At 67.2% G+C, this 18,726-nt stretch carries 22 protein-coding genes; 12 read left to right on the forward strand and 10 right to left on the reverse strand.

All coding sequences use genetic code 11. From position 1 onward, the window contains the following. From DBR34_RS11375 to DBR34_RS11385, 3 genes are all read right to left on the reverse strand, one after another. Window positions 1-806, reverse strand: an 806-nt coding sequence (locus DBR34_RS11375) for an MBL fold metallo-hydrolase (RefSeq protein WP_146186827.1), incomplete at its 3' end; no start/stop codon positions are given. Window positions 807-904: 98 nt separating this feature from the next. Then, complete coding sequence (locus DBR34_RS11380) at window positions 905-1,735, reverse strand: helix-turn-helix transcriptional regulator (RefSeq protein ID WP_128096874.1); 831 nt, start codon at window positions 1,733-1,735, stop codon at window positions 905-907. Further along, a complete protein-coding gene (locus DBR34_RS11385) occupies window positions 1,735-2,433 on the reverse strand; it encodes a VIT family protein (protein ID WP_128096875.1) in 699 nt (232 codons plus the stop codon). The genes DBR34_RS11380 and DBR34_RS11385 overlap by 1 nt, the downstream gene beginning before the upstream one ends. A gap of 201 nt (window positions 2,434-2,634) precedes the next feature. Between DBR34_RS11385 and DBR34_RS11390 the strand changes: the two genes are divergently transcribed. Next, the gene (locus tag DBR34_RS11390) at window positions 2,635-3,999 is read left to right on the forward strand and encodes a glutamate--cysteine ligase (RefSeq protein ID WP_128096876.1); all 1,365 of its coding nucleotides are present in this window, start codon (window positions 2,635-2,637) and stop codon (window positions 3,997-3,999) included. Window positions 4,000-4,235: 236 nt separating this feature from the next. Here DBR34_RS11390 and DBR34_RS11395 read toward each other — a convergent pair whose 3' ends face one another. The 3 genes from DBR34_RS11395 to DBR34_RS11405 all read right to left on the reverse strand — a co-directional run bounded on the left by DBR34_RS11395 (window position 4,236) and on the right by DBR34_RS11405 (window position 7,056). Further along, window positions 4,236-4,598: a hypothetical protein gene (locus tag DBR34_RS11395; protein WP_128096877.1), complete on the reverse strand. Its 363-nt coding sequence runs from the start codon at window positions 4,596-4,598 to the stop codon at window positions 4,236-4,238. 18 nt (window positions 4,599-4,616) lie between these two features. Further along, window positions 4,617-5,594: an RHS repeat-associated core domain-containing protein gene (locus DBR34_RS11400; RefSeq protein WP_128096878.1), complete on the reverse strand. Its 978-nt coding sequence runs from the start codon at window positions 5,592-5,594 to the stop codon at window positions 4,617-4,619. A gap of 403 nt (window positions 5,595-5,997) precedes the next feature. Further along, window positions 5,998-7,056: an NAD(P)-dependent alcohol dehydrogenase gene (locus DBR34_RS11405; protein ID WP_128096879.1), complete on the reverse strand. Its 1,059-nt coding sequence runs from the start codon at window positions 7,054-7,056 to the stop codon at window positions 5,998-6,000. A 107-nt stretch (window positions 7,057-7,163) separates the two neighbouring features. On the opposite strand from DBR34_RS11405, the gene DBR34_RS11410 reads away from it, so the two are divergent. The 4 genes from DBR34_RS11410 (at window position 7,164) to DBR34_RS11425 (ending at window position 9,457) form a co-directional block, all read left to right on the forward strand. Further along, entirely contained in the window at window positions 7,164-8,057 is an 894-nt protein-coding gene (locus DBR34_RS11410) for a LysR family transcriptional regulator (protein ID WP_128096880.1), read from the forward strand. 83 nt (window positions 8,058-8,140) lie between these two features. Further along, window positions 8,141-8,536: a hypothetical protein gene (locus tag DBR34_RS11415; protein ID WP_128096881.1), complete on the forward strand. Its 396-nt coding sequence runs from the start codon at window positions 8,141-8,143 to the stop codon at window positions 8,534-8,536. A gap of 31 nt (window positions 8,537-8,567) precedes the next feature. Then, window positions 8,568-9,233, forward strand: a complete 666-nt coding sequence (locus tag DBR34_RS11420) for an SMI1/KNR4 family protein (RefSeq protein WP_128096882.1) — start codon at window positions 8,568-8,570, stop codon at window positions 9,231-9,233. An 8-nt stretch (window positions 9,234-9,241) separates the two neighbouring features. Further along, window positions 9,242-9,457: a hypothetical protein gene (locus DBR34_RS11425; RefSeq protein ID WP_128096883.1), complete on the forward strand. Its 216-nt coding sequence runs from the start codon at window positions 9,242-9,244 to the stop codon at window positions 9,455-9,457. Between the two features lie 252 nt (window positions 9,458-9,709). On the opposite strand, the gene DBR34_RS11430 is transcribed toward DBR34_RS11425, so the two are convergent. Continuing rightward, complete coding sequence (locus DBR34_RS11430; protein ID WP_128096884.1) at window positions 9,710-10,813, reverse strand: alkene reductase; 1,104 nt, start codon at window positions 10,811-10,813, stop codon at window positions 9,710-9,712. Between the two features lie 127 nt (window positions 10,814-10,940). Here DBR34_RS11430 and DBR34_RS11435 point away from each other — a divergent pair, with 127 nt between their 5' ends. The 3 genes from DBR34_RS11435 to DBR34_RS11445 all read left to right on the forward strand — a co-directional run bounded on the left by DBR34_RS11435 (window position 10,941) and on the right by DBR34_RS11445 (window position 13,658). After that, window positions 10,941-11,849, forward strand: coding sequence for a LysR family transcriptional regulator (locus DBR34_RS11435; RefSeq protein WP_128096885.1), 909 nt, complete (start codon window positions 10,941-10,943; stop codon window positions 11,847-11,849). 82 nt (window positions 11,850-11,931) lie between these two features. Further along, on the forward strand, window positions 11,932-12,651 hold the full coding sequence (locus DBR34_RS22755; protein WP_258223830.1) for a hypothetical protein: 720 nt from the start codon (window positions 11,932-11,934) through the stop codon (window positions 12,649-12,651). Window positions 12,652-12,671: 20 nt separating this feature from the next. Then, on the forward strand, window positions 12,672-13,658 hold the full coding sequence (locus DBR34_RS11445; RefSeq protein WP_181393980.1) for a prolyl oligopeptidase family serine peptidase: 987 nt from the start codon (window positions 12,672-12,674) through the stop codon (window positions 13,656-13,658). Between the two features lie 14 nt (window positions 13,659-13,672). Here the strand turns inward: DBR34_RS11445 and DBR34_RS11450 are convergent, their stop codons facing one another. After that, window positions 13,673-14,230, reverse strand: a complete 558-nt coding sequence (locus DBR34_RS11450; protein ID WP_128096887.1) for a DUF4240 domain-containing protein — start codon at window positions 14,228-14,230, stop codon at window positions 13,673-13,675. A gap of 122 nt (window positions 14,231-14,352) precedes the next feature. On the opposite strand from DBR34_RS11450, the gene frmR reads away from it, so the two are divergent. The 4 genes from frmR to fghA are packed head-to-tail and all read left to right on the forward strand — an operon-like array spanning window position 14,353 to window position 17,008. Next, window positions 14,353-14,628, forward strand: a complete 276-nt coding sequence (frmR, locus tag DBR34_RS11455) for a formaldehyde-responsive transcriptional repressor FrmR (protein ID WP_128096888.1) — start codon at window positions 14,353-14,355, stop codon at window positions 14,626-14,628. A gap of 53 nt (window positions 14,629-14,681) precedes the next feature. Further along, window positions 14,682-15,791, forward strand: coding sequence for an S-(hydroxymethyl)glutathione dehydrogenase/class III alcohol dehydrogenase (locus DBR34_RS11460; RefSeq protein ID WP_128096889.1), 1,110 nt, complete (start codon window positions 14,682-14,684; stop codon window positions 15,789-15,791). Window positions 15,792-15,798: 7 nt separating this feature from the next. Beyond that, window positions 15,799-16,167, forward strand: a complete 369-nt coding sequence (locus DBR34_RS11465; protein WP_258223831.1) for a YqcC family protein — start codon at window positions 15,799-15,801, stop codon at window positions 16,165-16,167. A 10-nt stretch (window positions 16,168-16,177) separates the two neighbouring features. Beyond that, window positions 16,178-17,008 carry an S-formylglutathione hydrolase gene (fghA, locus tag DBR34_RS11470; RefSeq protein WP_128096890.1) on the forward strand — a complete coding sequence of 277 codons (831 nt, stop codon included), beginning with the start codon at window positions 16,178-16,180 and terminating at the stop codon, window positions 17,006-17,008. A 176-nt stretch (window positions 17,009-17,184) separates the two neighbouring features. Here the strand turns inward: fghA and DBR34_RS11475 are convergent, their stop codons facing one another. Both DBR34_RS11475 and DBR34_RS11480 read right to left on the reverse strand, forming a co-directional pair. After that, a complete protein-coding gene (locus DBR34_RS11475; protein ID WP_128096891.1) occupies window positions 17,185-18,045 on the reverse strand; it encodes a PA4780 family RIO1-like protein kinase in 861 nt (286 codons plus the stop codon). A 122-nt stretch (window positions 18,046-18,167) separates the two neighbouring features. Beyond that, window positions 18,168-18,726, reverse strand: a 559-nt coding sequence (locus DBR34_RS11480; protein ID WP_258223832.1) for a M23 family metallopeptidase, incomplete at its 5' end; no start/stop codon positions are given.

The raw sequence follows: 18,726 nt of genomic DNA on the forward strand, positions 1-18,726 counted from the left end.
CTGTCGGCCTCGTAGGCCGCCTGGGGCTGGGCGAACTGCACCGCGTGGAAATGCACGATGTCGCCCCACACCAGTAGCGACGGGCCGTTGCCGGGGTCCAGCTTCCACGACACATGGCCCGGCGTATGCCCATGGCTGTCCAGCGCGGTCACCCCCGCCGGAAGCACCTGGCCCGGGCTGAAACGGCGCAGCTTACGCGCGGCTTCGTAGGGCGCCACCGCCTTGCGCGCCAGCGCGAAGGCAAAGCGCACGCCCTGCGGCGCGGTGGCTTCGCTGGCCGGGTCCAGCCAATAGGCCGCGTCGGCGGCCGACAACCAGACCGTGGCGTTGGGGTAGGCGACCTTGTCCTGCGTATCCAGCAGGCCGCACAGGTGGTCCGGATGGGCATGGGTGAGCAGCACGTCGTCCACCTCGGCCGGGTCGTAACCGGCCGCGCGCAGGTTGCCCAGCACCTGGCCCAGGCCGGGCCCGAAGCAGGTGGCGGTGCCGGTATCCACCAGGGTCAGGTGGTTGCCCCGCTGCACCAGGTAGGCGTTGACTGCGGTCTGCAGGCCCTTGCCGTCTTCGGGCACATACCGGTGGTCGAGCAGGCGGGTCACCGCACCGGCATCGATCCCGGTCAGTTCCTGCCGGCCCAATGCCACGGTGCCGTCGAACAGCGCGGTGACCTGCAGCGTGCCGATCTGCTGGTGGTAGACGCCGGGCACCTGTGCCGAGGGCGTGTGCGTGGTGGTGGCCAGGGCGGGGCTGGTGGCCGTGGCCACCAACAGGGCAGCGGCAAGGAAGCGAACGCGAGGAAGGCGCATGGCAGGGTCTACGCAAGGCGGCGGTGCCGCGGTGTCCCCATGCTGCGCGCGGACGACGCCGCGTACTGCTCAGAATGCGCCGTGATCCGCTCGCCGGCTCAACTGTTGCCGATTGCCCCCGGCTCCAGCCCGTAGCGCGCGGCGAAGCGCTTGTTGAAGCTGCCCAGCGAGCGGTAGCCCACGCGCGCGGCCACGGTCTTCAGCGGCAGCTGCGTGGTGTACAGCAGGTTCATCGCGTGCGCCAGGCGTGCATCGGCGATCAGCGCGCGCACGCTGGCCTGCTCGCTGGCCAGCCGGCGCCGCAGCGTCGCACCGCTCAGCCCCAGCTGCGCTTCGAAGTCGCGCGATTGCCAGTCGCGTTCGGGTTGTGCGGCGATCAGGTCACGGATGCGCTCGCCCAGGCTCGGCTCGGGAGGCACCAGCAGGCTGCCGTGGCCGCGCCGGCAGAACGCCAGCACCAGCGCGGCCAGCGCGAGCCGGGCCTCGGTGTAGCGCGCGTGTTCCAGCGCCTGGCGCCATTGCCGCAAGGTGTCGCCGTGGTCGTCCAGCGACAACCGCGCCAGCGCGTCGCCGGCCTCGGGCAGCGGTTCTTTCCAGAGCACGCGCGCGGCCGCCAGCGCCTCGCTGCACAGCGGCACGATCGCGCTGAGGTACACGCCGCTGTGCGGATCGGGAATGTTGACCACGTCGATGCGGCAGCGCCGGGTAATCAGGAAAAGGTCACCGGGCATGAACGTGAGCGACTGCGTGCCACAGGTCACCTGCTTGCGCCCCTGCAGCAGGATCGCGAACTGCGGCTGCGGGATGTCCACCGACGAGGCGCCATGTTCGCGGCGCGCGGTGACGCAGGCGTAGCCGTCGGCGCGCGCGCAGGTGGCCAGGCTGGCCATGTCGTCCAGCAGCGAGGCCGGGTGGAGGAGGGCGTTCATCAGTGCGCAGTATCGAACAACTGGCCGATCAGTGCTGCGGCCGCCATCGCCAATGCGCCCCAGAACATCACCCGCACCGCGCCGCGCAGCGGCGGTGCGCCCCCGGCACGCGCGGCCATCGCGCCGGTCAGGCCGAGGCCGACCAGGGTGGCGGCGGTGGTGACCTGTGCAACGTACACGTGCGGGGCCAGCAGCGCGGTCAGCACCGGCAGCGCCGCGCCGCAGATGAAGGCACCGGCCGAGGCCATCGCGGCCTGCAGCGGGCGTGCGCGCAGTTCCTCGGTGATGCCCAGCTCGTCGCGCGCATGCGCGGCCAGGGCATCGTGGGCGGTCAACTGCACCGCCACCTGGTGGGCCAGGTCGGGGGTCAGGCCGCGATGCCGGTAAATGGCCGCCAGTTCCTCCAGCTCGCTGTGCGGGTCTTCATGCAGCTCGCGTTTCTCCACCGCCAGGTCGGCATGCTCGGTATCGACCTGCGACTGTACCGACACATACTCGCCGGCCGCCATCGACATGGCCCCGGCCACGGTGCCGGCGATGCCGGTGGCCAGTATCGTGGTGGCACTGGCACCGCTGGCGGCAATGCCGACCACCAGCCCGGCCACCGAGACGATGCCGTCATTGGCGCCCAGCACGGCGGCACGCAGCCAGCCCACGCGGTCGGAGCGATGTACTTCGGGGTGTCTGGATCGGCTCATCGGGGCAGTGTAGGGCGCGCCCGCCGCGCGGGGCGAAATGCGTCGCAACGGCGCTGCGGCCCGGTCAAGCCCATTTTCATAGGATGCTGAAAACCGTCACGGTGACGCGACGGTGGGGGACGCCACGATATAGTGCGCCCTTGCGATGCGGGGGCTGCAACCCCACATCCCCGCCCTGACCAGAATCCTGCGAGCCTCCCCTTGTCGAGCCCCAGCCACGTCGCCGAGACGCCGATCACCGACCGAAATGAACTGGTCGCCACGTTGGCCTCCGGCGAAAAGCCCAAGGCGCAGTGGCGCATCGGCACCGAACACGAGAAGTTCGGCTTCCGCCTGGACGACCTGCGCCCGCCCACCTTCGACGGCGACCGCGGCATCGAAGCCCTGCTCAACGGCCTGACCCGCTTCGGCTGGGATCCGGTGCAGGAAGACGGCCGCACCATCGCGCTGCTGCGCGACAACGCCTCGGTGACGCTGGAACCGGCCGGCCAGCTGGAACTGTCCGGCGCGGCGGTGGAAACCATCCACCAGACCTGCGTGGAAACCGGCACCCACCTCAATGAAGTGGCGCAGGTGGCTGGCGAACTGCAGCTGGGCTTCCTGGGCATGGGCTTCCAGCCCAAGTGGACCCGCGACGAGATGCCGTGGATGCCCAAGGGGCGCTACAAGATCATGCGCGAGTACATGCCCAAGGTCGGCACGCTGGGCCTGGACATGATGACCCGCACCTGCACGGTGCAGGTCAACCTGGACTACGCCACCGAAGCGGACATGGTGAAGAAGTTCCGCGTGTCGCTGGCGCTGCAGCCGATCGCCACCGCGCTGTTCGCCGATTCGCCCTTCACCGAAGGCGCGCCGAACGGCTACCAGAGCTACCGCTCGCACATCTGGACCGACACCGACAACGACCGCACCGGCATGCTCGACTTCGTGTTCGAAGACGGCTTCGGCTACGAGCGTTACGTCGACTACCTGCTCGACGTGCCGATGTACTTCTCCTACCGCGATGGCAAGTACAACGATGCCAGCGGCCAGAGCTTCCGCGATTTCATGGTCGGCAAGCTGCCGGTGCTACCGGGCCAGCTGCCCACGCTGCGCGACTGGTCGGACCACATGACCACCGCCTTCCCCGAAGTGCGCCTGAAGAAGTACCTGGAAATGCGCGGTGCCGATGCCGGCCCGTGGAGCCGCCTGTGTGCCTTGCCGGCGTTCTGGGTGGGCCTGCTGTACGACGATGCCGCACTGGATGCGGCCTGGGACCTGGTGCGTGATTTCAGCCTGGTCGAGCGCAACGTCCTGCGCGACGGCGTGCCGAAGCATGGGTTGAAGCTGCCGTTCCGCAACGGCACCGTGCTGGACCTGTCGCGCGAGGCGCTGAAGATCGCCGTGGCCGGCCTCAAGCGCCGCGCCGCGCGCAACGCCGATGGCCAGGACGAAAGCAAATTCCTGGAAGTGCTGCAGGAGATCGTCGATTCCGGGCTGACCCCGGCCGACCGCAAGCTGGCGCTGTTCCACGGCGAGTGGGGCGGCAACATCGATCCGGTGTTCAAGGAATTCGCGTACTGATCGCAAAAACACCTTGGAAGAACGGCGTTCTCCCGGTCCGGGTGAGCGACGTTTTTTCAAGTGACACCTTGCGACCAGGGCCGGGGATTCTCGACGCCACCTGATCGTTACGAACTCAGGGGAGGGCAGCGTCCGCCCGAAGCGTTACGGGAGAACGGCACACCCTGCGCGTGGCACCACGGCAGGTAGCGTGTCAGTTCCAGATCATGATGCTGCCGTCAGGCCCAGCCATCCAGTCACGCAGGCCTTACCGCCGACAAGACGGCTTCAATTCCGACGTCTGCACAGATCTCAAGCGCGAGCGCCCGCGCTTCAGCGGCCGTCAGTCGCCCTGCCGTCTTCAATGCTTCAGCTGAAAACTCCGGATCAAACGAAATTCTGTTCACAACTTCCTCCTGAATTCGGCGATGCAACTCGATAGCCGGACCCAGCCGAACTCTATCTCCTGCATGTATCGCACTTGAATCCTCGTGGCCGTCCAACGCCTCGTAGTAATAAAAATTAGAGTACGTGTCGATGAAGCTCTGGGCGTTGACAGCGCCGAGTGCAAATTCTTTAACAAGCCTCGTCATCTGGATGAGTCCTGCCTCGTTATCCATGTTCCACGCACTCCTCTGTCATTGTTTTATGGGAAGCCAAGGGGTTCCGTCGGCATTGGTTACACCTGGCACATGGCCATGCGGCTGCTGCGCTCGGGGATCGGGATGGGTTGATGGCTTATGTCCTCCATCAATACGCACGCCAGTAGGCTGCCCGTCGGGGCCTTTCGCCTGAACGAAGCGGCCATCTGGAGATCCTTCAATTTTTCCGCCTGGAGGTGTCGGGATCGCGTTTCCCTTGGAATCGACATAGATGGTTCCAGAAGCCTTCTGCTCACTTGCGACTTTCCGTCCTAGTTGCGCGGCTTCGTCACCGTGCTTCAACACTGCTTTTCCGGCATCACCGGCAAATGGGATCAAGCCCATTGCCGCCCCAGCAATGTTCGCAGGTGTTGGAGCTTGGACTGCCTCAACGATACCTTTGACGTCCCCGAGGACCGGCGTGAAGTCGGCAACGACAGGGAGAATCTGCTGGGCTTGCTCAGCTGTTACAGGATTGTAGAAATCCCTTGGTGCTCCCAAGGCTTGACGCCCATCTGGGTCAGTAAAGCGATATGGGTTGCCGTTCGCATATCGGTATCGATTGAACTGCCCCACCGGCTGGTCATACGCCGTCACCGGGTCCACCGACAGGAAGACGCCCAACTGCGGATCCATATACCGCTGCTGCATGTAGCTCAGCCCCGTGGCCGCATCACTCACATGCCCCGTATATCCCGGTCCATCCGTGACCTGTCCGCCCACCACAGCACCGTAGGGCTCGTAGTCATAGCGCTTGATCACGTTGCCATTGGCATCAGATTCAGCAACGACCGAACCGAGTGCATCGGTATGGATATAGGTGACGGTCTGAGCACGTGCAGGTGGCACAAGGGTCATGCCGACCAGCAGCACGCAGCAGAGCCATGCGCCCACGACACTCAGCTTCCGAAAGACACTCTCCACGTCCCTGCAACGAGTAAACGTGCTGCTCGCACTTTCACCGAATCTGTGCATCCTTCCAATCCCTGAAAGAGCCTTGAAGCAACGCGTGCCATTGATAGCACAGCAATGAGAGGCCTGTGGCTGAACTGATTCAGCGAGGCCAAAGGTGACATGACGGGTTGGATCAAGCGAGAAGGGCCAAGCGCCAGGCAAGCCGGGCCAGATAGCAGTTGCGATGCCAGTCGCGACGCGTCGGTGGAAGATGACAATGGCAAGATCGCATCTCGGCAACCGGCAGCTAGTGTCACAGCTCCGATCGGAGAGGGGGGCGTTCCTGGGCCACCGTCCTCGGCCAACTACGCCGAGGACGGTGAAGATCTCCAAGTCCCATCATCCGTTCGACGGCAAGACTGCTCCTCTCAGGCGAACAGTATTGCGGTGTCTCCGGGAGGTTTCATTTGAACCTGCAGAAGGATCAGGCCGCCTTTTCCAGCGTGGCCATGTCGATCACGAAGCGGTAGCGCACGTCGTTCTTCGCCATGCGCTCCCAGGCTTCGTTGACGGTCTTGATGTCGATCACTTCCACGTCGCTGACGATGTTGTGTTCGGCACAGAAGTCCATCATTTCCTGGGTTTCGGCCATGCCGCCGATTGCCGAACCGGTGATGTGCTTGCGGCCGAACATCATTGCAGCGCCCATCAGCGGCGGGTCCAGCTCGGTCAGCACGCCGACCAGGCACATGGTGGCGTCGCGCTTGAGCAGGCCCATGTACGGGTTGGTGTCGTGGCTCACCGGGATGGTGTTGAGCAGGAAGTCGAAGCTGCCGGCGTGGGCCTGCATCTGCGCCGGATCGCGCGAGACCAGCACTTCATCGGCGCCCAGGCGCTTGGCGTCGGCACCCTTTTCCGGCGTGGTGGTGATCATCACCACGGTGGCGCCCATCGCCTTGGCGAACTTCACGCCCATGTGGCCCAGGCCACCCAGGCCGATGATGCCGACCTTCTGGCCGGGGCCCACCTTCCAATGGCGCAGCGGCGAGTAGGTGGTGATGCCGGCGCACAGCAGCGGCGCGGCGGCCTTGAGGTCCAGCGTGTCGGAAACCTTCACCACGAAGCGCTGCTCGACCACGATGTGGTCCGAGTAACCGCCGAAGGTGGGCTGGCCGGTGTCGCGTTCGGTGCTGTTGTAGGTGAAGGTGGCGCCCTTCTCGCAGTACTGCTCCAGCGATTCGTCACAGGCCGCGCAATGGCGGCACGAGTCGACCATGCAGCCGACGCCGGCGAAGTCGCCGACCTTGAAGGCGGTGACACCGGCGCCGACTTCGGTCACCCGGCCGATGATCTCGTGGCCCGGCACCATCGGGAACTTCGAGTTGCCCCAGTCGTCGCGGGCCTGGTGCAGGTCGGAGTGGCAGATGCCGCTGTACAGAATCTGGATGCGGACGTCGCCAGCGGCGACCGGGCGGCGCTCGAAGGAGAACGGCACCAGCGGGGCGGTCTGGTCGTGGACGGCGTAACCATGGGCGAGGGACATGGGAGATCCTTGGCGGGTTTTGTAGAAAGGCGCTTTACAATACGCCCCGTTCCCGTGCACATACAGTCAGGATATCGGCATGATTCATCAAGTGAAACGGGATAATCATGGCCACTGACAACCTGACCCATCTGGCCGCCTTCGCCGCCGTCGCGCGCCACCGCAGCTTCCGCAAGGCCGGTGCCGAGCTGGCCCTGTCCACCTCGGCGGTGAGCTATGCGATCCGCGCGCTGGAAGAGCGGCTGGGGGTGGGGCTGTTCCATCGCACCACCCGCAGCGTGGCGCTCACCGAGGCCGGCCAGCGCCTGCTCGAACGGCTGCAGCCTGCCCTGCACCAGGTGCATGACGCGCTGGAGGAAATGAACCACTTCCGTGCCGCGCCCGCCGGGCTGCTGCGCATCAATGCCACCCGCGCCGCCGTGCAGACCCAGCTGGGCCCGCGTCTGGCGCGGTTCCTGCAGGCCCATCCGGATGTGCGCATTGAACTGGCGCAGGACGATGGGCTGGTGGATATCGTCGCCAAGGGCTTCGATGCCGGCGTGCGCCTGCACGAGTCGGTGCCTGAAGACATGGTGGCGGTGCCGCTGGGCCCGCCGCTTCGCGGCCTGATCGTGGGCGCGCCGTCCTATGTGCAGCGTCGCGGGATTCCCATGCATCCCCACGACCTGGCGCAGCATGAGTGCGTGCGCTTCCGCTACGCCAGTGGCCATCTGTACAAGTGGCAGTTCGAACGCGACGGCCAGGAACTGGACGTGGACGTACCCGGGCGGCTGACCCTCGGCGACCAGCACACCATCCTGCAGGCCGTGATCGACGGCCTTGGCCTGGCCTACGTGCTGGAAGACTCCGCGCGCCCGTTCCTGGACGATGGCCGCCTGGTGGCGGTGCTGGAAGACTGGAGCGAACCGTTCCCCGGCTTCGTGCTGTATTACCCGCGGCAACGGCAGATGTCGTCGGCGCTGCGCGCGTTCGTGGACATGGTGCGCGACACCACCGCCTAGCCGCGCAGGCGCACGCATTGAGCCACGCCCGCGCCGCATGCTAGCGTCGCTGCGGGCAGGGGAACTGCCGACAAGGACTGTCGATGAATCGCATTGTCGTGTTGTTGTTGATCATGGGTACGCTCGGGGGCGTGCTGCACCTCAAGAACCTTTTCTTCAAGCACCGCGCCGGCCAGCAACAGGCGGTGGCGCCGCTTGCTGCTGCGGGCGCCGCCGCGCAAGGCCGGGCCGTGGACGTGTACGGGCGCGACGGCTGCGGCTTCACCCGGCGCATGCTGGGGGACCTGCAGGCCGCCAACGTGCCGGTGCGCTACCACGACATCGACGTGCCCGCCGAGCAGGCAGCGTTCCATGCGCGCTTCGAGAATGCCGGCGTGATGCGCGATGGCAGGTATGCACTGCCGGTGGTCGCGGTGTCCGGGCAGTCGATTGCACGCCCTTCTTCGTCCAGCGTGGTCTATCGTTACAACGCGCGCTGAGCGCGCCCTTCTTCAGCTTCATGGATTCCGCATGCACACGCTTTCCGATATCGAACAGGCCACCGGCCAGGCCTTTCCGCCGCTCTACCGGCAGCTGGACGCCGAAGGCCGGCTGGGCTTTGGCGGCCCGCACCCGGACTGGTTCAAGGTCGTGTTCCCAAGCCTGCAGGCCGCACCGCCGGTGCTGCTGTATGCGTACGATTACGAGCCGATCCCGCGCGAGCGGCTGCACGAGGCGTGGTCGGACCTGACCGCGGCCGACCACTACAACCCCCTGCGGGCGAACATGCAGCTGCTGCCGTTCGCCGAAACCGGGGCCGGCGATGTGTACTGCTTCTGGACCAACGCACCGGGCTTTGACGAGCCGCCGGTGCTGCTGGTCTGGCACGACGACGACCGCGCCGACCTGCTGGCCGCGAACTACCAGGACTTCCTGTTCCGCAAGATGGTGGAATCGGTGCTGGACCTGGAGGAGTCGCTGCTGGACGACAGCGCGCTGGCCAACAACCTGCAGCGCTGGCTGGACACGCACCGCGCGTGGCTGCGCGCCGACCAGGTGCAGGCATTGGAAACGTGGTTCGGGCAAACCGACGCCATCGCCGACGGCGCACTGCACGAAGACCAGGCCGATGCGCTGATCCGCGAGGTGATCGGGTTCGAGCGCATCAACGAGCGCATTCCCTACGTGCAGGCATGACGGCAGCCATGCCTGCGTCTGCCGCCACACTCAGCGACACCGACTTCCGCCAGCTGGCCGACCATCTGCTGGCGCTGGACGCCGGACGGGTGCCGCCAACGTTGCCCCCGCACCTGCGCGCGCATCCGGTGGCGACCCTGGCGGCCGCCGGGCAACTGGACCAGGCGGTGGTGGCCCTGATGGGCGACGTACCCAACCCATGGCGCGGCCTGCTGCTGCGATAACCGCCCGCGGCGGGCGGTAGAGCCACCCCATGGGTGGCTGCCGCAGCGCGCACATCGAAAAATCAGCCACGCATGGCGTGGCTCTACCGTCGGCGGGGCACAGGTAGAGCCACCCCATGGGTGGCTGCCCGCAGCACGCGCATCGAAAAATCAGCCACGCATGGCGTGGCTCTACCGCCGGCCGGGCACAGGTAGAGCCACCCCATGGGTGGCTGCCCGCACGGAATCACCACGCCCGCGCCGGCCCCATGATCAGCGGGCAACCGGGTAATCGGTATACCCCTCTGTCCCACCGCCGTAATACGTGGCCCGATCCGGCACCGCCAATGCCACGTCGTTCTCCAGCCGCGCCACCAGATCCGGGTTGGCGATGAATGGCTGGCCGAACGCGGCCAGGTCGATGATGCCCTCGTCCACCAACCGCAGCGCGCGCTCGCGGGTGAGGCTACCGGCCAGGATCAGGGTGCCACCGTAGCTCTGCTTGAAGGTGCGCAGGAACGCCTCGCTCAGCACCGACACACCGCGCGCATGGTTGTCGTTGAGGTGCACGTAGGCCAGCCCGCGCTTGCCCAGTTCCTGTGCCAGGTACAGGTAGGCCGCTTCGTTGCCGACGTACTCGGGCATGTCGAACTGCAGGTTGTTCGGCGCCAGCCGCACGCCCACGTGGTGCGACCCGATCCGCGCGGCCATCGCATCGACGGTCTCCAGGATCAGGCGCGCGCGGTTCTGCAGCGTGCCGCCGTACCCGTCGGTGCGGTCATTGGTGACCGGGTTGAGGAACTGCTCGAACAGGTAGCCGTTGGCCGCATGCAGTTCAATGCCGTCGAAACCCGCGGCGATCGCGTTGTCGGCGGCGCGCGCGAAGTCGTCCACGATGCCGGGCAGTTCGTCGGTGCGCAGCGCGCGCGGCGGGGTCGGATCGGCGTGCCCCCGGCTGCCGTCTTCGTTGTACACGAACGCGGTGTTCTTCGGGTTGCTCGCCACCGGGCGGGTGCCTGCGCTGACCGGCTGGCCGCCGTCAGGCTGCAGCGAGGCGTGCGACATGCGGCCCACGTGCCAGAGCTGGGCGAAGATCGCGCCGTGCTCGTCGTGCACGGCCGCAGTGACCTGCTTCCAACCTTCCACCTGCTCGGCCGACCACATGCCCGGCACGTCGATGTAGCCCTGGCCCTGGGCCGACACCGGGGTGCCTTCGCTGATGATCAGCCCGGCGCTGGCGCGTTGTCGGTAGTACTGCGCGGTGAGCGCGTTGGCCACGCTGCCGGGGTTGCGCGCGCGGGTCATCGGCGCCATCGCGATGCGGTTGCGCAGAGGGGTACCGGCGAGGTCGTAAGGCTGGAAGAGCAGGGCGGTCATGAGGGGGAACTCGTGGGGAGGAAGGCGCCAGCGGCGCGACCCCTTCAAGATAGGGTTGACCTGGAGGTGCATAAAGAACTTCAATTTCCCCGCAAGCGGGACATTGTGTCCCCAATGGAGCGCGGCCATGCTGCCTGTGGAATCGTTGAACGGGCTGGTCACCTTCGTCACCACGGCGCGCTCGGGCACCTTCACCGAAGCGGCCGAGACCCTGGGGATCTCGCGCTCGGCGGTCGGCAAGGCGATCGCGCGGCTGGAAGAGCGGTTGGGCGTGCGGCTGTTCCATCGCACCACGCGGCGCATCTCGCTCACCGCCGATGGCCAAGCGTACTTCGCCTCCTGCGCCGCCGCGCTGGAAGAGATCGCCTCGGCCGAGGCCTGCCTGGGGTCGGCCTCGCATCTGCCTGCCGGGCGCCTGCGCATCGACATGCCGTCTTCGTTCGGCCGGTTGATGATCCTGCCGGTGCTGCTGCGCATCTGTGCCGACCACCCCGAACTGCAGCTCACCATGACCTTCACCGACCACTTCGTGGACCCGGTCGAAGAAGGCATCGATCTGTTGATCCGCTTTGGCGGGCTGGACCAGGCCCAGCATCTGGTGGCGCGACGGCTGGGCTGCCAGCGACTGATCACCTGCGCAGCGCCGGACTACCTGGACAAGCACGGCACCCCCGTCACTGTCGACGACCTGCATGCCCACCGCAGCATCGTCGGCTACCGCTACGGCCAGCCGGTGGCGTGGCGGATCGGCGAGGATGATGCGCAGGCGCGCTTCATCCCCAGTGGCACCCACCAGCTCAACGATGGCGACGCGGTGATCGAAGCCGCCCTGGCCGGGCTGGGCATCTGCCAGATGCCGCACTTCCTGGTCAAACAGCACCTGCAGACGGGCGCGCTGCAGCAGGTGCTGGGGCAGTGCATGCAGCATCACGTGGAGATCCACGCGTTGTGGCCGCAGACCCGCCACCTGCGGCCGAAGGTGCGTTACGTGGTGGATGAACTGACGCGGCTGGCCGACGCGGGCGCGTTCGACTGAGCCGGGCGCACGTCCACCTCGGTTGCCAGTGCCACGCAGCGCAGGCCATCATCGGTGGCACCCACCATGGACGGGAATGGCAATGCACGGGATACACGCAGTGATGAGCACGGCGGGGCGCGGGCTGCTGGCGCTGCTGCTGGGGGCCCCGGCTGCGCAGGCCGGTGAGGCTGCAGGCAGCGAGCCCATCTACATTGAATTCCTGTGGGCCAGGACACCGGCAGGCGCACTGGCCCGGCAGCAGACGCGGCAGTTCGTCCTTGAAGGTGGACCCGTGCACCAGGTGTGCGTCGCGGCGAATGCGGACGATACCGATGTGCAGGGCCTGACCCTGGCGATCCGCGATGCAGCCGGCACGGAGGTATCCCGCAGCACCCACGCCGACTATCGCGGCCGCAAGCAGTGTTTTCCCGCGCCGCTGGGCCACGATGGCGCGCCCGGGCAATGGACGGTGGATACCTGGCTGGGCGATGGACGCCATGCCAGTGCCACCGTGCGGGTGGATCGCCGGCTTGACGATTCCCCGTACATGCGCGACCCCGCCATCGCCTATGTCTACGGCCGCCCCAACTACGATGCGGACATACCGCCAGCGGAATGGGTAGGGCGGGTGGAATGGCAGATGGACGTGGACCCGCAGGGCCGCGTCACCCACGTGGACATCATCGCCGCCGAGGGCGTGGGCACGCGCCTGCGCGACCGCGCCATCGCCGCCGGCTACATCAGCCTGTTTCCGCCCGATGCCTCGCGCACGGATTCCCCGCTGCGCGCGCGGCGTGCATTGTCCTTCGCTGCGGAATGACCTCTGACAATGGACGCAGCATGATCAACGTGATTCATCGCATCACCGGAACGCTGTTCGGCCTGCTGTGCATGAGCGCGGCAAGTGCGTTGCCGCTGCAGGAGCACCTGACCGTATCCCGCGTGGACGGCACGCCTATCGACGTGCAGCTGCACCGGCCCGCAGCGGTGGGGAAGATCCCGTTGCTGGTCTTCATCGACGGTTCGCTGTGCATTCCGTCCGCGCTCAACGACAGCGTGGGCTGGCTGCAGCAACAGGTAGACGGTAGACATCCTTTCGCCTTGGCCGTGGTGGAAAAGCCCGGCCCCGTCGATCCGCCGCGCAATGCCGGCGGCGGCATCGACATCGGGCCGGACTTCCGCTGCAGCGATGCCTTCCGCCAGCACTACACCCTCGATCAACGTGTCATCGATCACCTGCGCGCGCTGCAGTACCTGCACCGCCATGCGCCCTGGTGGAACGGCGAGCTGTGGATCTGGGGATTCTCCGATGGCGGCCGGATCGGTGCGCAGCTGGCCGCATACGCGCCGCAGACCAGGGCGGTGGCACTCATCGGGTTCGGCGGCGGGCTGCCGATGGCCGAGTCGATGCAGGACATGGTGTGCGCAGCCAACGGCGCGCCAACGACGTGCCGCCAGGAACTGCGCGCCAGGATGGACGCGATTCGCGCCGAGCCGGTGCCGGGCAAGGACTGGATGGGCGAGGCCAATACATTCGCCGTCTGGGCCAATCGCCTGGACGCGGTGGAGGCCAACATCCTGCGTGATCTGCGTGCCCCGTTGCTGGTGGTGCACGGTGAGCGCGATGGCTCGGTGCCGGTGGCATCGGCGCGGCAGCTGGCCGCGGCGATGCAGGGGGCAGGCGTTCCCTTCCGCTACGTGGAGGTGGCCGGCATGCGGCATAGCCTGTGGAGTACGCCCACCGAGGCGCAGGCGCTTGAGCTGCACCGGGACGTGCTGGACTGGCTGCACGGCACGCCCGCTATCGAGGACGACAGCGAAGGGTAGGGCGTTCTTCCGGCTCAGCCGAACCGCGCCGCCAACTGCGGCACCAGTGCCTCCACGTCGCCATCGACGTCGTCCCACGGCGCATCGATATCCGCTGCGTAGTGGAGGGTCGCCACAAGCGCGGCGTGGTCGGCGGCACTGGGCGCGTGCGCAAGCATCGCCTTGGCGAGGGCCGCGTGGTCCGGCGCCATGCACATGCGCTGGAACCAGGCATTGGCGCCCACCACGAGCATGCCTTCACCCTCGGCCGGCGTGGCGTCCAGCGGATGGGTGGCCAGGGAGTCGGGGTCGCGCAGGGCGGCGAGGAAACATGCCTGACCCTGCCCGATCAGCCAGCCGCGAAAGTAGTCGAAGCCGTCGTCGCTGCAGCCGTCGGTGATGATGTACGCCGCGGCCCACAACCGGCTCTTGTACGAGAGTGCATGGTAAAGGTCGAAGTACCCGCACCAGCGCAGGATCGCCTCGGCGTCCTGCGTGGCCAGCCGGCGGGTCAGCAGGGCGGTCATCGCGCCGGGCGACGGGGCGTCCTGCCGGGCCTGCTCGATGAGGGTCCAGAATGCGTGGCGGTCCATGCGGGTGGTTCACGAGGGGGAGCCCCGTTCTAGCCGATGCCCTGCGCCAAGGCAACCGCGCGCTGACGGCAGAGTCTGGTTGTGTATACTATCCCCCAGTATAGTTCTCTGGTCGTTCGCCCGTGCCCCACTCCCCCGAAGAAAAGAAGAAGGTCCTGGCCCGCGTGCGCCGCATCCGCGGCCAGTGCGATGCGCTGGACCGGGCGCTGGAGGGCGGGGCCGACTGCGCGCCGGTGCTGCAGCAGATCGCGGCGATCCGCGGTGCGGTCAACGGGCTGATGTCCGAAGTGATGGAAGCCCACCTGCGTGAAGAATTCGGCCAGCCGGCGCAGTCCGATGCGCAGCGCGCCGAGCGTGTGCGCGACATGAGCGCGCTGATCCGTTCCTACCTGAAATAAGCGCGCGGGCACCCGCGCGCACCTGTCTTGTTCCTTGCCTTGGAGAGTTTTCGATGAAATCCCGTGCCGCTGTTGCGTTTGGTCCCGGCCAGCCGTTGAAGATCGTCGAGATCGACGTCGCCCCGCCGAAGAAGGGCGAAGTGCTGGTCAAGATCACCCATACCGGTGTCTGCCATACCGATGCGTTCACCCTGTCCGGCGATGATCCGGAAGGCCTGTTCCCGGCGGTGCTGGGCCATGAAGGCGCCGGCATCGTGGTGGAAGTGGGCGAGGGCGTCACCAGCGTCGCCCCGGGCGACCACGTCATTCCGCTGTATACCGCCGAGTGCGGTGAGTGCCTGTTCTGTACCTCGGGCAAGACCAACCTGTGCGTGGCCGTGCGCGCCACCCAGGGCAAGGGCGTGATGCCCGATGGCACCACCCGCTTCAGCTACAACGGCGAGCCGATCTACCACTACATGGGCTGCTCCACCTTCAGCGAGTACACCGTGGTGGCCGAGGTCTCGCTGGCCAGGATCAACCCCGAGGCGAACCCGGAACACGTGTGCCTGCTGGGCTGCGGCGTCACCACCGGCATCGGCGCGGTGCACAACACCGCCAAGGTGCAGGAAGGCGATTCGGTGGCCGTGTTCGGGCTGGGCGGCATCGGCCTGGCGGTGATCCAGGGTGCACGCCAGGCCAAGGCCGGGCGCATCTTCGCCATCGACACCAACCCGTCCAAGTTCGACCTGGCCAGGCAGTTCGGTGCCACCGACTGCATCAACCCGAAGGACTTCGACACGCCGATCCAGCAGGTGATCGTGGAGATGACCACCTGGGGCGTGGACCACACCTTCGAGTGCATCGGCAACGTCAACGTGATGCGTGCGGCGCTGGAATGCGCGCACCGTGGCTGGGGCCAGTCGGTGATCATCGGCGTGGCCGGCTCGGGCCAGGAAATCTCGACCCGTCCGTTCCAACTGGTCACCGGCCGCTCGTGGAAGGGCACCGCGTTCGGCGGCGTGAAGGGCCGCAGCCAGCTGCCGGGCATGGTCGAAGACGCCATGAAGGGCGACATCGAACTGGCGCCGTTCGTCACCCACACCATGGACCTGGAGCAGATCAACGAGGCCTTCGAGCTGATGCACGAAGGCAAGTCGATCCGCTCGGTGGTGCATTACTGAGCCGCACATGGGCCTGACCGACTTCTGGATGCGACGCACCGCCCCCGCGCTGACGGCACGTGACGCGCTGGTCGACCAGATCGAGCAGGCCCTGCGCGATCTGGGCTGGCTGCAGGGGCCGGTGGGCGCGCCGCGCCACGTCGATTCGCCGTTCGGCATCGATGAGATGCCGTTCGAGCATTGGCTGGTGCAGGTGTTTTTGCCGCGCCTGCAGGAAGCGCGCCGTGACGGGCAATGGCCGCCGCAGAGCCAGGTATCGGTGGCGGCGGTGCGCAACCTGGATGGCCAGGACGAGTGCCAGCCCCTGCTGCACCTGCTGGCGCAGCTGGACCACGACATCAACACCGGCGGCGCGCCTGCGCGCAACCGCCCCTGAAGGAACTCCCATGGAACGCATCGAACATCGCGCCGCCTTCGGCGGTTGGCAGGACGTGTACCAGCACCGCTCGCAGGTGCTGGGCTGTGACATGAAGGTGGCGGTGTACCTGCCGCCGCAGGCGGCTACGCAGAAACTGCCGGTGCTGTACTGGCTGAGCGGGCTGACCTGCACCGAGCAGAACTTCATCACCAAGGCGGGCGCGCAACGCTACGCGGCCGAGCACGGGGTGATCCTGGTGGCGCCGGACACGAGCCCGCGCGGGGACGACGTTGCCGACGCCGACGGCTACGACCTGGGCAAGGGCGCAGGTTTTTACCTCAACGCCACCGAGCAGCCGTGGGCCGCGCACTACCGCATGTACGACTACATCGTGGACGAACTGCCGGCGCTGGTGGAAGCCCACCTGCCGGCAAGCGATGCGCGCAGCATCAGCGGGCATTCGATGGGCGGCCACGGCGCCCTGGTGATCGCGCTGAAGAACCCCGGCCGCTACCGCAGCGTGTCGGCATTCTCGCCGATCGTGGCGCCCACCCGCGTGCCGTGGGGCCAGAAGGCGTTCACCGCGTACCTGGGCGAAGACCGTAGTGGCTGGTCGGCCTGGGACGCCAGCGAACTGGTGGCCACCGCCGAAGAAAAGCTGCCGCTGCTGGTGGACCAAGGCGGTGGCGACGAATTCCTGGACACCCAGCTGCAGCCGCAATGGCTGCAGGCCGCCTGCACCGCCGCCGGCCACCCGCTGCAGCTGCGCCTGCAGCCCGGCTACGACCACAGCTACTACTTCATCAGCACGTTCATCGGCGACCACATCGCGCACCACGCCAAGGCGCTGCACGCCTGACCCTGGGGTAGAGCCGACCGTTGGTCGGCTGCGCGCATCAACGCACCGAAGGTAGAGCCACCCCATGGGTGGCTGAACGCATCAATCCATCGCCGGTAGAGCCGACCGGTGGTCGGCTGCGCACGGTGCCCGAACGACGGGCAGCCACCCATGGGGTGGCTCTACCCGCGGCGCGATCAATCCTCGTCTTCTTCCGCCGCCTCGCGACCCTGCTGGCGGATCAGTGCTTCTTCGCGCGCATCGTTGATGGCGTGGCGCACGCTGTCCAGGTCGATCGTGGTTTCGTCGTGCACGAAGGTGCCGGTGAGCGGGCTGTCGGGCAGCAGGTCGCCGGCTTCGAACAACGCCCACATTTCCTCGCCATACCAGCTGTCCAGCAGCTCCGGCGCGAAACGCCCGAGGTAGGCCGTGAGGTTGTTGACGTCACGCAGCAGCATGCTGCGGGCGGCGTTGTTGCCGCCGGCGCTGACCACCTGCGGGAAATCGATCACCACCGGGCCGTCCGGGCCGACCAGCACGTTGTACGGCGACAGATCGCCGTGGATCAGCCCGCAGCACAGCATGCGCACCACCTGGCGGACCAGGGTCTGGTGGAACGCGCGGGCCTGGTCGGCCTCCAGCTCCACTTCGCCCAGGCGCGCGGCGGAGAAGCCGTCGGCGTCGGTTACCAGCTCCATGACCAGCACGCCGTGGTAGTAGCCATGCGGCTCGGGCACGCGCACGCCGGCGTCGCGCAGCTGGTACAGCGCGTCCACTTCGGTGTTCTTCCAGGCCGTTTCCTGCTGCTTGCGACCGTACTTGCTGGCCTTGCCCACCGCACGCGCTTCACGGCTGCCGCGTACCTTGCGGCCTTCCTGGTACTGCACGCGCTGCTGGAAGCTGCGTTGCGCCATGTCCTTGTAGACCTTGGCACAGCGCACGTCGTCACCGCTGCGGACCACGTACACGGCCGCTTCCTTGCCGCTCTTGAGCGGGCGCAACACTTCATCGATCACGCCGTCGTCGATCAGCGCCTGCAAGCCTTGGGGGGTCTTCACGGAATCTCGGGTATGCGGCCGGCGCCAATGCGCCGGCCTGAAAGGGGGAGGGATTTTCGCATCTTCGGGGCGGGCCGGCCATCGGCGGCTGTTCAAGCGGGCCGGCGCACCCCCGGACGGGCTCAGGGCAGCCGCTGCTCGCCGCGCAGCACCGGGTAGGGATTCAGCGAGGCGCCCTTCCACCATTGCTTTTCCGGGCCCAGGGTATGGATCTCGAAATGCAGGTGCGGGGCCTCCGGGCTGGCATTGCCGGTGCTGCCGACGTAGCCGATGACCTGGCCACGGGTGACGGTCTGCTTCTCGGCCAGGCCATCGGCATAGCGCTCAAGGTGGGCGTAGTAGTAGCAATACCGCCCGCCGGGCTCGAACTGGTACACCGTGAGGCCGCCGCGATCGCTGTTGAACAGCTTCTCGATCGTGCCATCGGCCACCGCCAGCACCGGGGTGCCGGCCGGCGCCAGGATGTCGATGGCATCGTGCACGCGGCCTTCGCTGCGGGCGTCGGTGAAGGTGTCCTGCAGCTGGGCGGCGGTGACGCCCTGTACCGGAAGCAACAGCGCGTTGCCGTCTGCCGGCGTGGACACTGCCGCGGCCGGCGATGGGGCCGGCGGCGTTGGCGGGGCCGCACTGCTGGCCATGGCGGCCGGCGCGGCCCGGCTGGGGGCCGCCAACGTGGCCGGG

Origin of the sequence: Stenotrophomonas sp. HMWF003 (assembly GCF_003061285.1) — a bacterium.
Lineage (GTDB): Bacteria > Pseudomonadota > Gammaproteobacteria > Xanthomonadales > Xanthomonadaceae > Stenotrophomonas > Stenotrophomonas maltophilia_AP.

Excerpts from the sequence above, each read along its gene's own strand:
- DBR34_RS11380 (WP_128096874.1), bottom strand. The coding sequence starts at position 1,735 with ATGAACGCCCTCCTCCACCCGGCCTCGCTGCTGGACGACATGGCCAGC.
- DBR34_RS11385 (WP_128096875.1), bottom strand. The coding sequence starts at position 2,433 with ATGAGCCGATCCAGACACCCCGAAGTACATCGCTCCGACCGCGTGGGC.
- DBR34_RS11395 (WP_128096877.1), bottom strand. The coding sequence starts at position 4,598 with ATGGATAACGAGGCAGGACTCATCCAGATGACGAGGCTTGTTAAAGAA.
- DBR34_RS11400 (WP_128096878.1), bottom strand. The coding sequence starts at position 5,594 with ATGCACAGATTCGGTGAAAGTGCGAGCAGCACGTTTACTCGTTGCAGG.
- DBR34_RS11405 (WP_128096879.1), bottom strand. The coding sequence starts at position 7,056 with ATGTCCCTCGCCCATGGTTACGCCGTCCACGACCAGACCGCCCCGCTG.
- DBR34_RS11410 (WP_128096880.1), top strand. The coding sequence starts at position 7,164 with ATGGCCACTGACAACCTGACCCATCTGGCCGCCTTCGCCGCCGTCGCG.
- DBR34_RS11415 (WP_128096881.1), top strand. The coding sequence starts at position 8,141 with ATGAATCGCATTGTCGTGTTGTTGTTGATCATGGGTACGCTCGGGGGC.
- DBR34_RS11420 (WP_128096882.1), top strand. The coding sequence starts at position 8,568 with ATGCACACGCTTTCCGATATCGAACAGGCCACCGGCCAGGCCTTTCCG.
- DBR34_RS11425 (WP_128096883.1), top strand. The coding sequence starts at position 9,242 with ATGCCTGCGTCTGCCGCCACACTCAGCGACACCGACTTCCGCCAGCTG.
- DBR34_RS11430 (WP_128096884.1), bottom strand. The coding sequence starts at position 10,813 with ATGACCGCCCTGCTCTTCCAGCCTTACGACCTCGCCGGTACCCCTCTG.
- DBR34_RS11435 (WP_128096885.1), top strand. The coding sequence starts at position 10,941 with ATGCTGCCTGTGGAATCGTTGAACGGGCTGGTCACCTTCGTCACCACG.
- DBR34_RS22755 (WP_258223830.1), top strand. The coding sequence starts at position 11,932 with ATGCACGGGATACACGCAGTGATGAGCACGGCGGGGCGCGGGCTGCTG.
- DBR34_RS11445 (WP_181393980.1), top strand. The coding sequence starts at position 12,672 with ATGATCAACGTGATTCATCGCATCACCGGAACGCTGTTCGGCCTGCTG.
- DBR34_RS11450 (WP_128096887.1), bottom strand. The coding sequence starts at position 14,230 with ATGGACCGCCACGCATTCTGGACCCTCATCGAGCAGGCCCGGCAGGAC.
- DBR34_RS11460 (WP_128096889.1), top strand. The coding sequence starts at position 14,682 with ATGAAATCCCGTGCCGCTGTTGCGTTTGGTCCCGGCCAGCCGTTGAAG.
- DBR34_RS11465 (WP_258223831.1), top strand. The coding sequence starts at position 15,799 with ATGGGCCTGACCGACTTCTGGATGCGACGCACCGCCCCCGCGCTGACG.
- fghA (WP_128096890.1), top strand. The coding sequence starts at position 16,178 with ATGGAACGCATCGAACATCGCGCCGCCTTCGGCGGTTGGCAGGACGTG.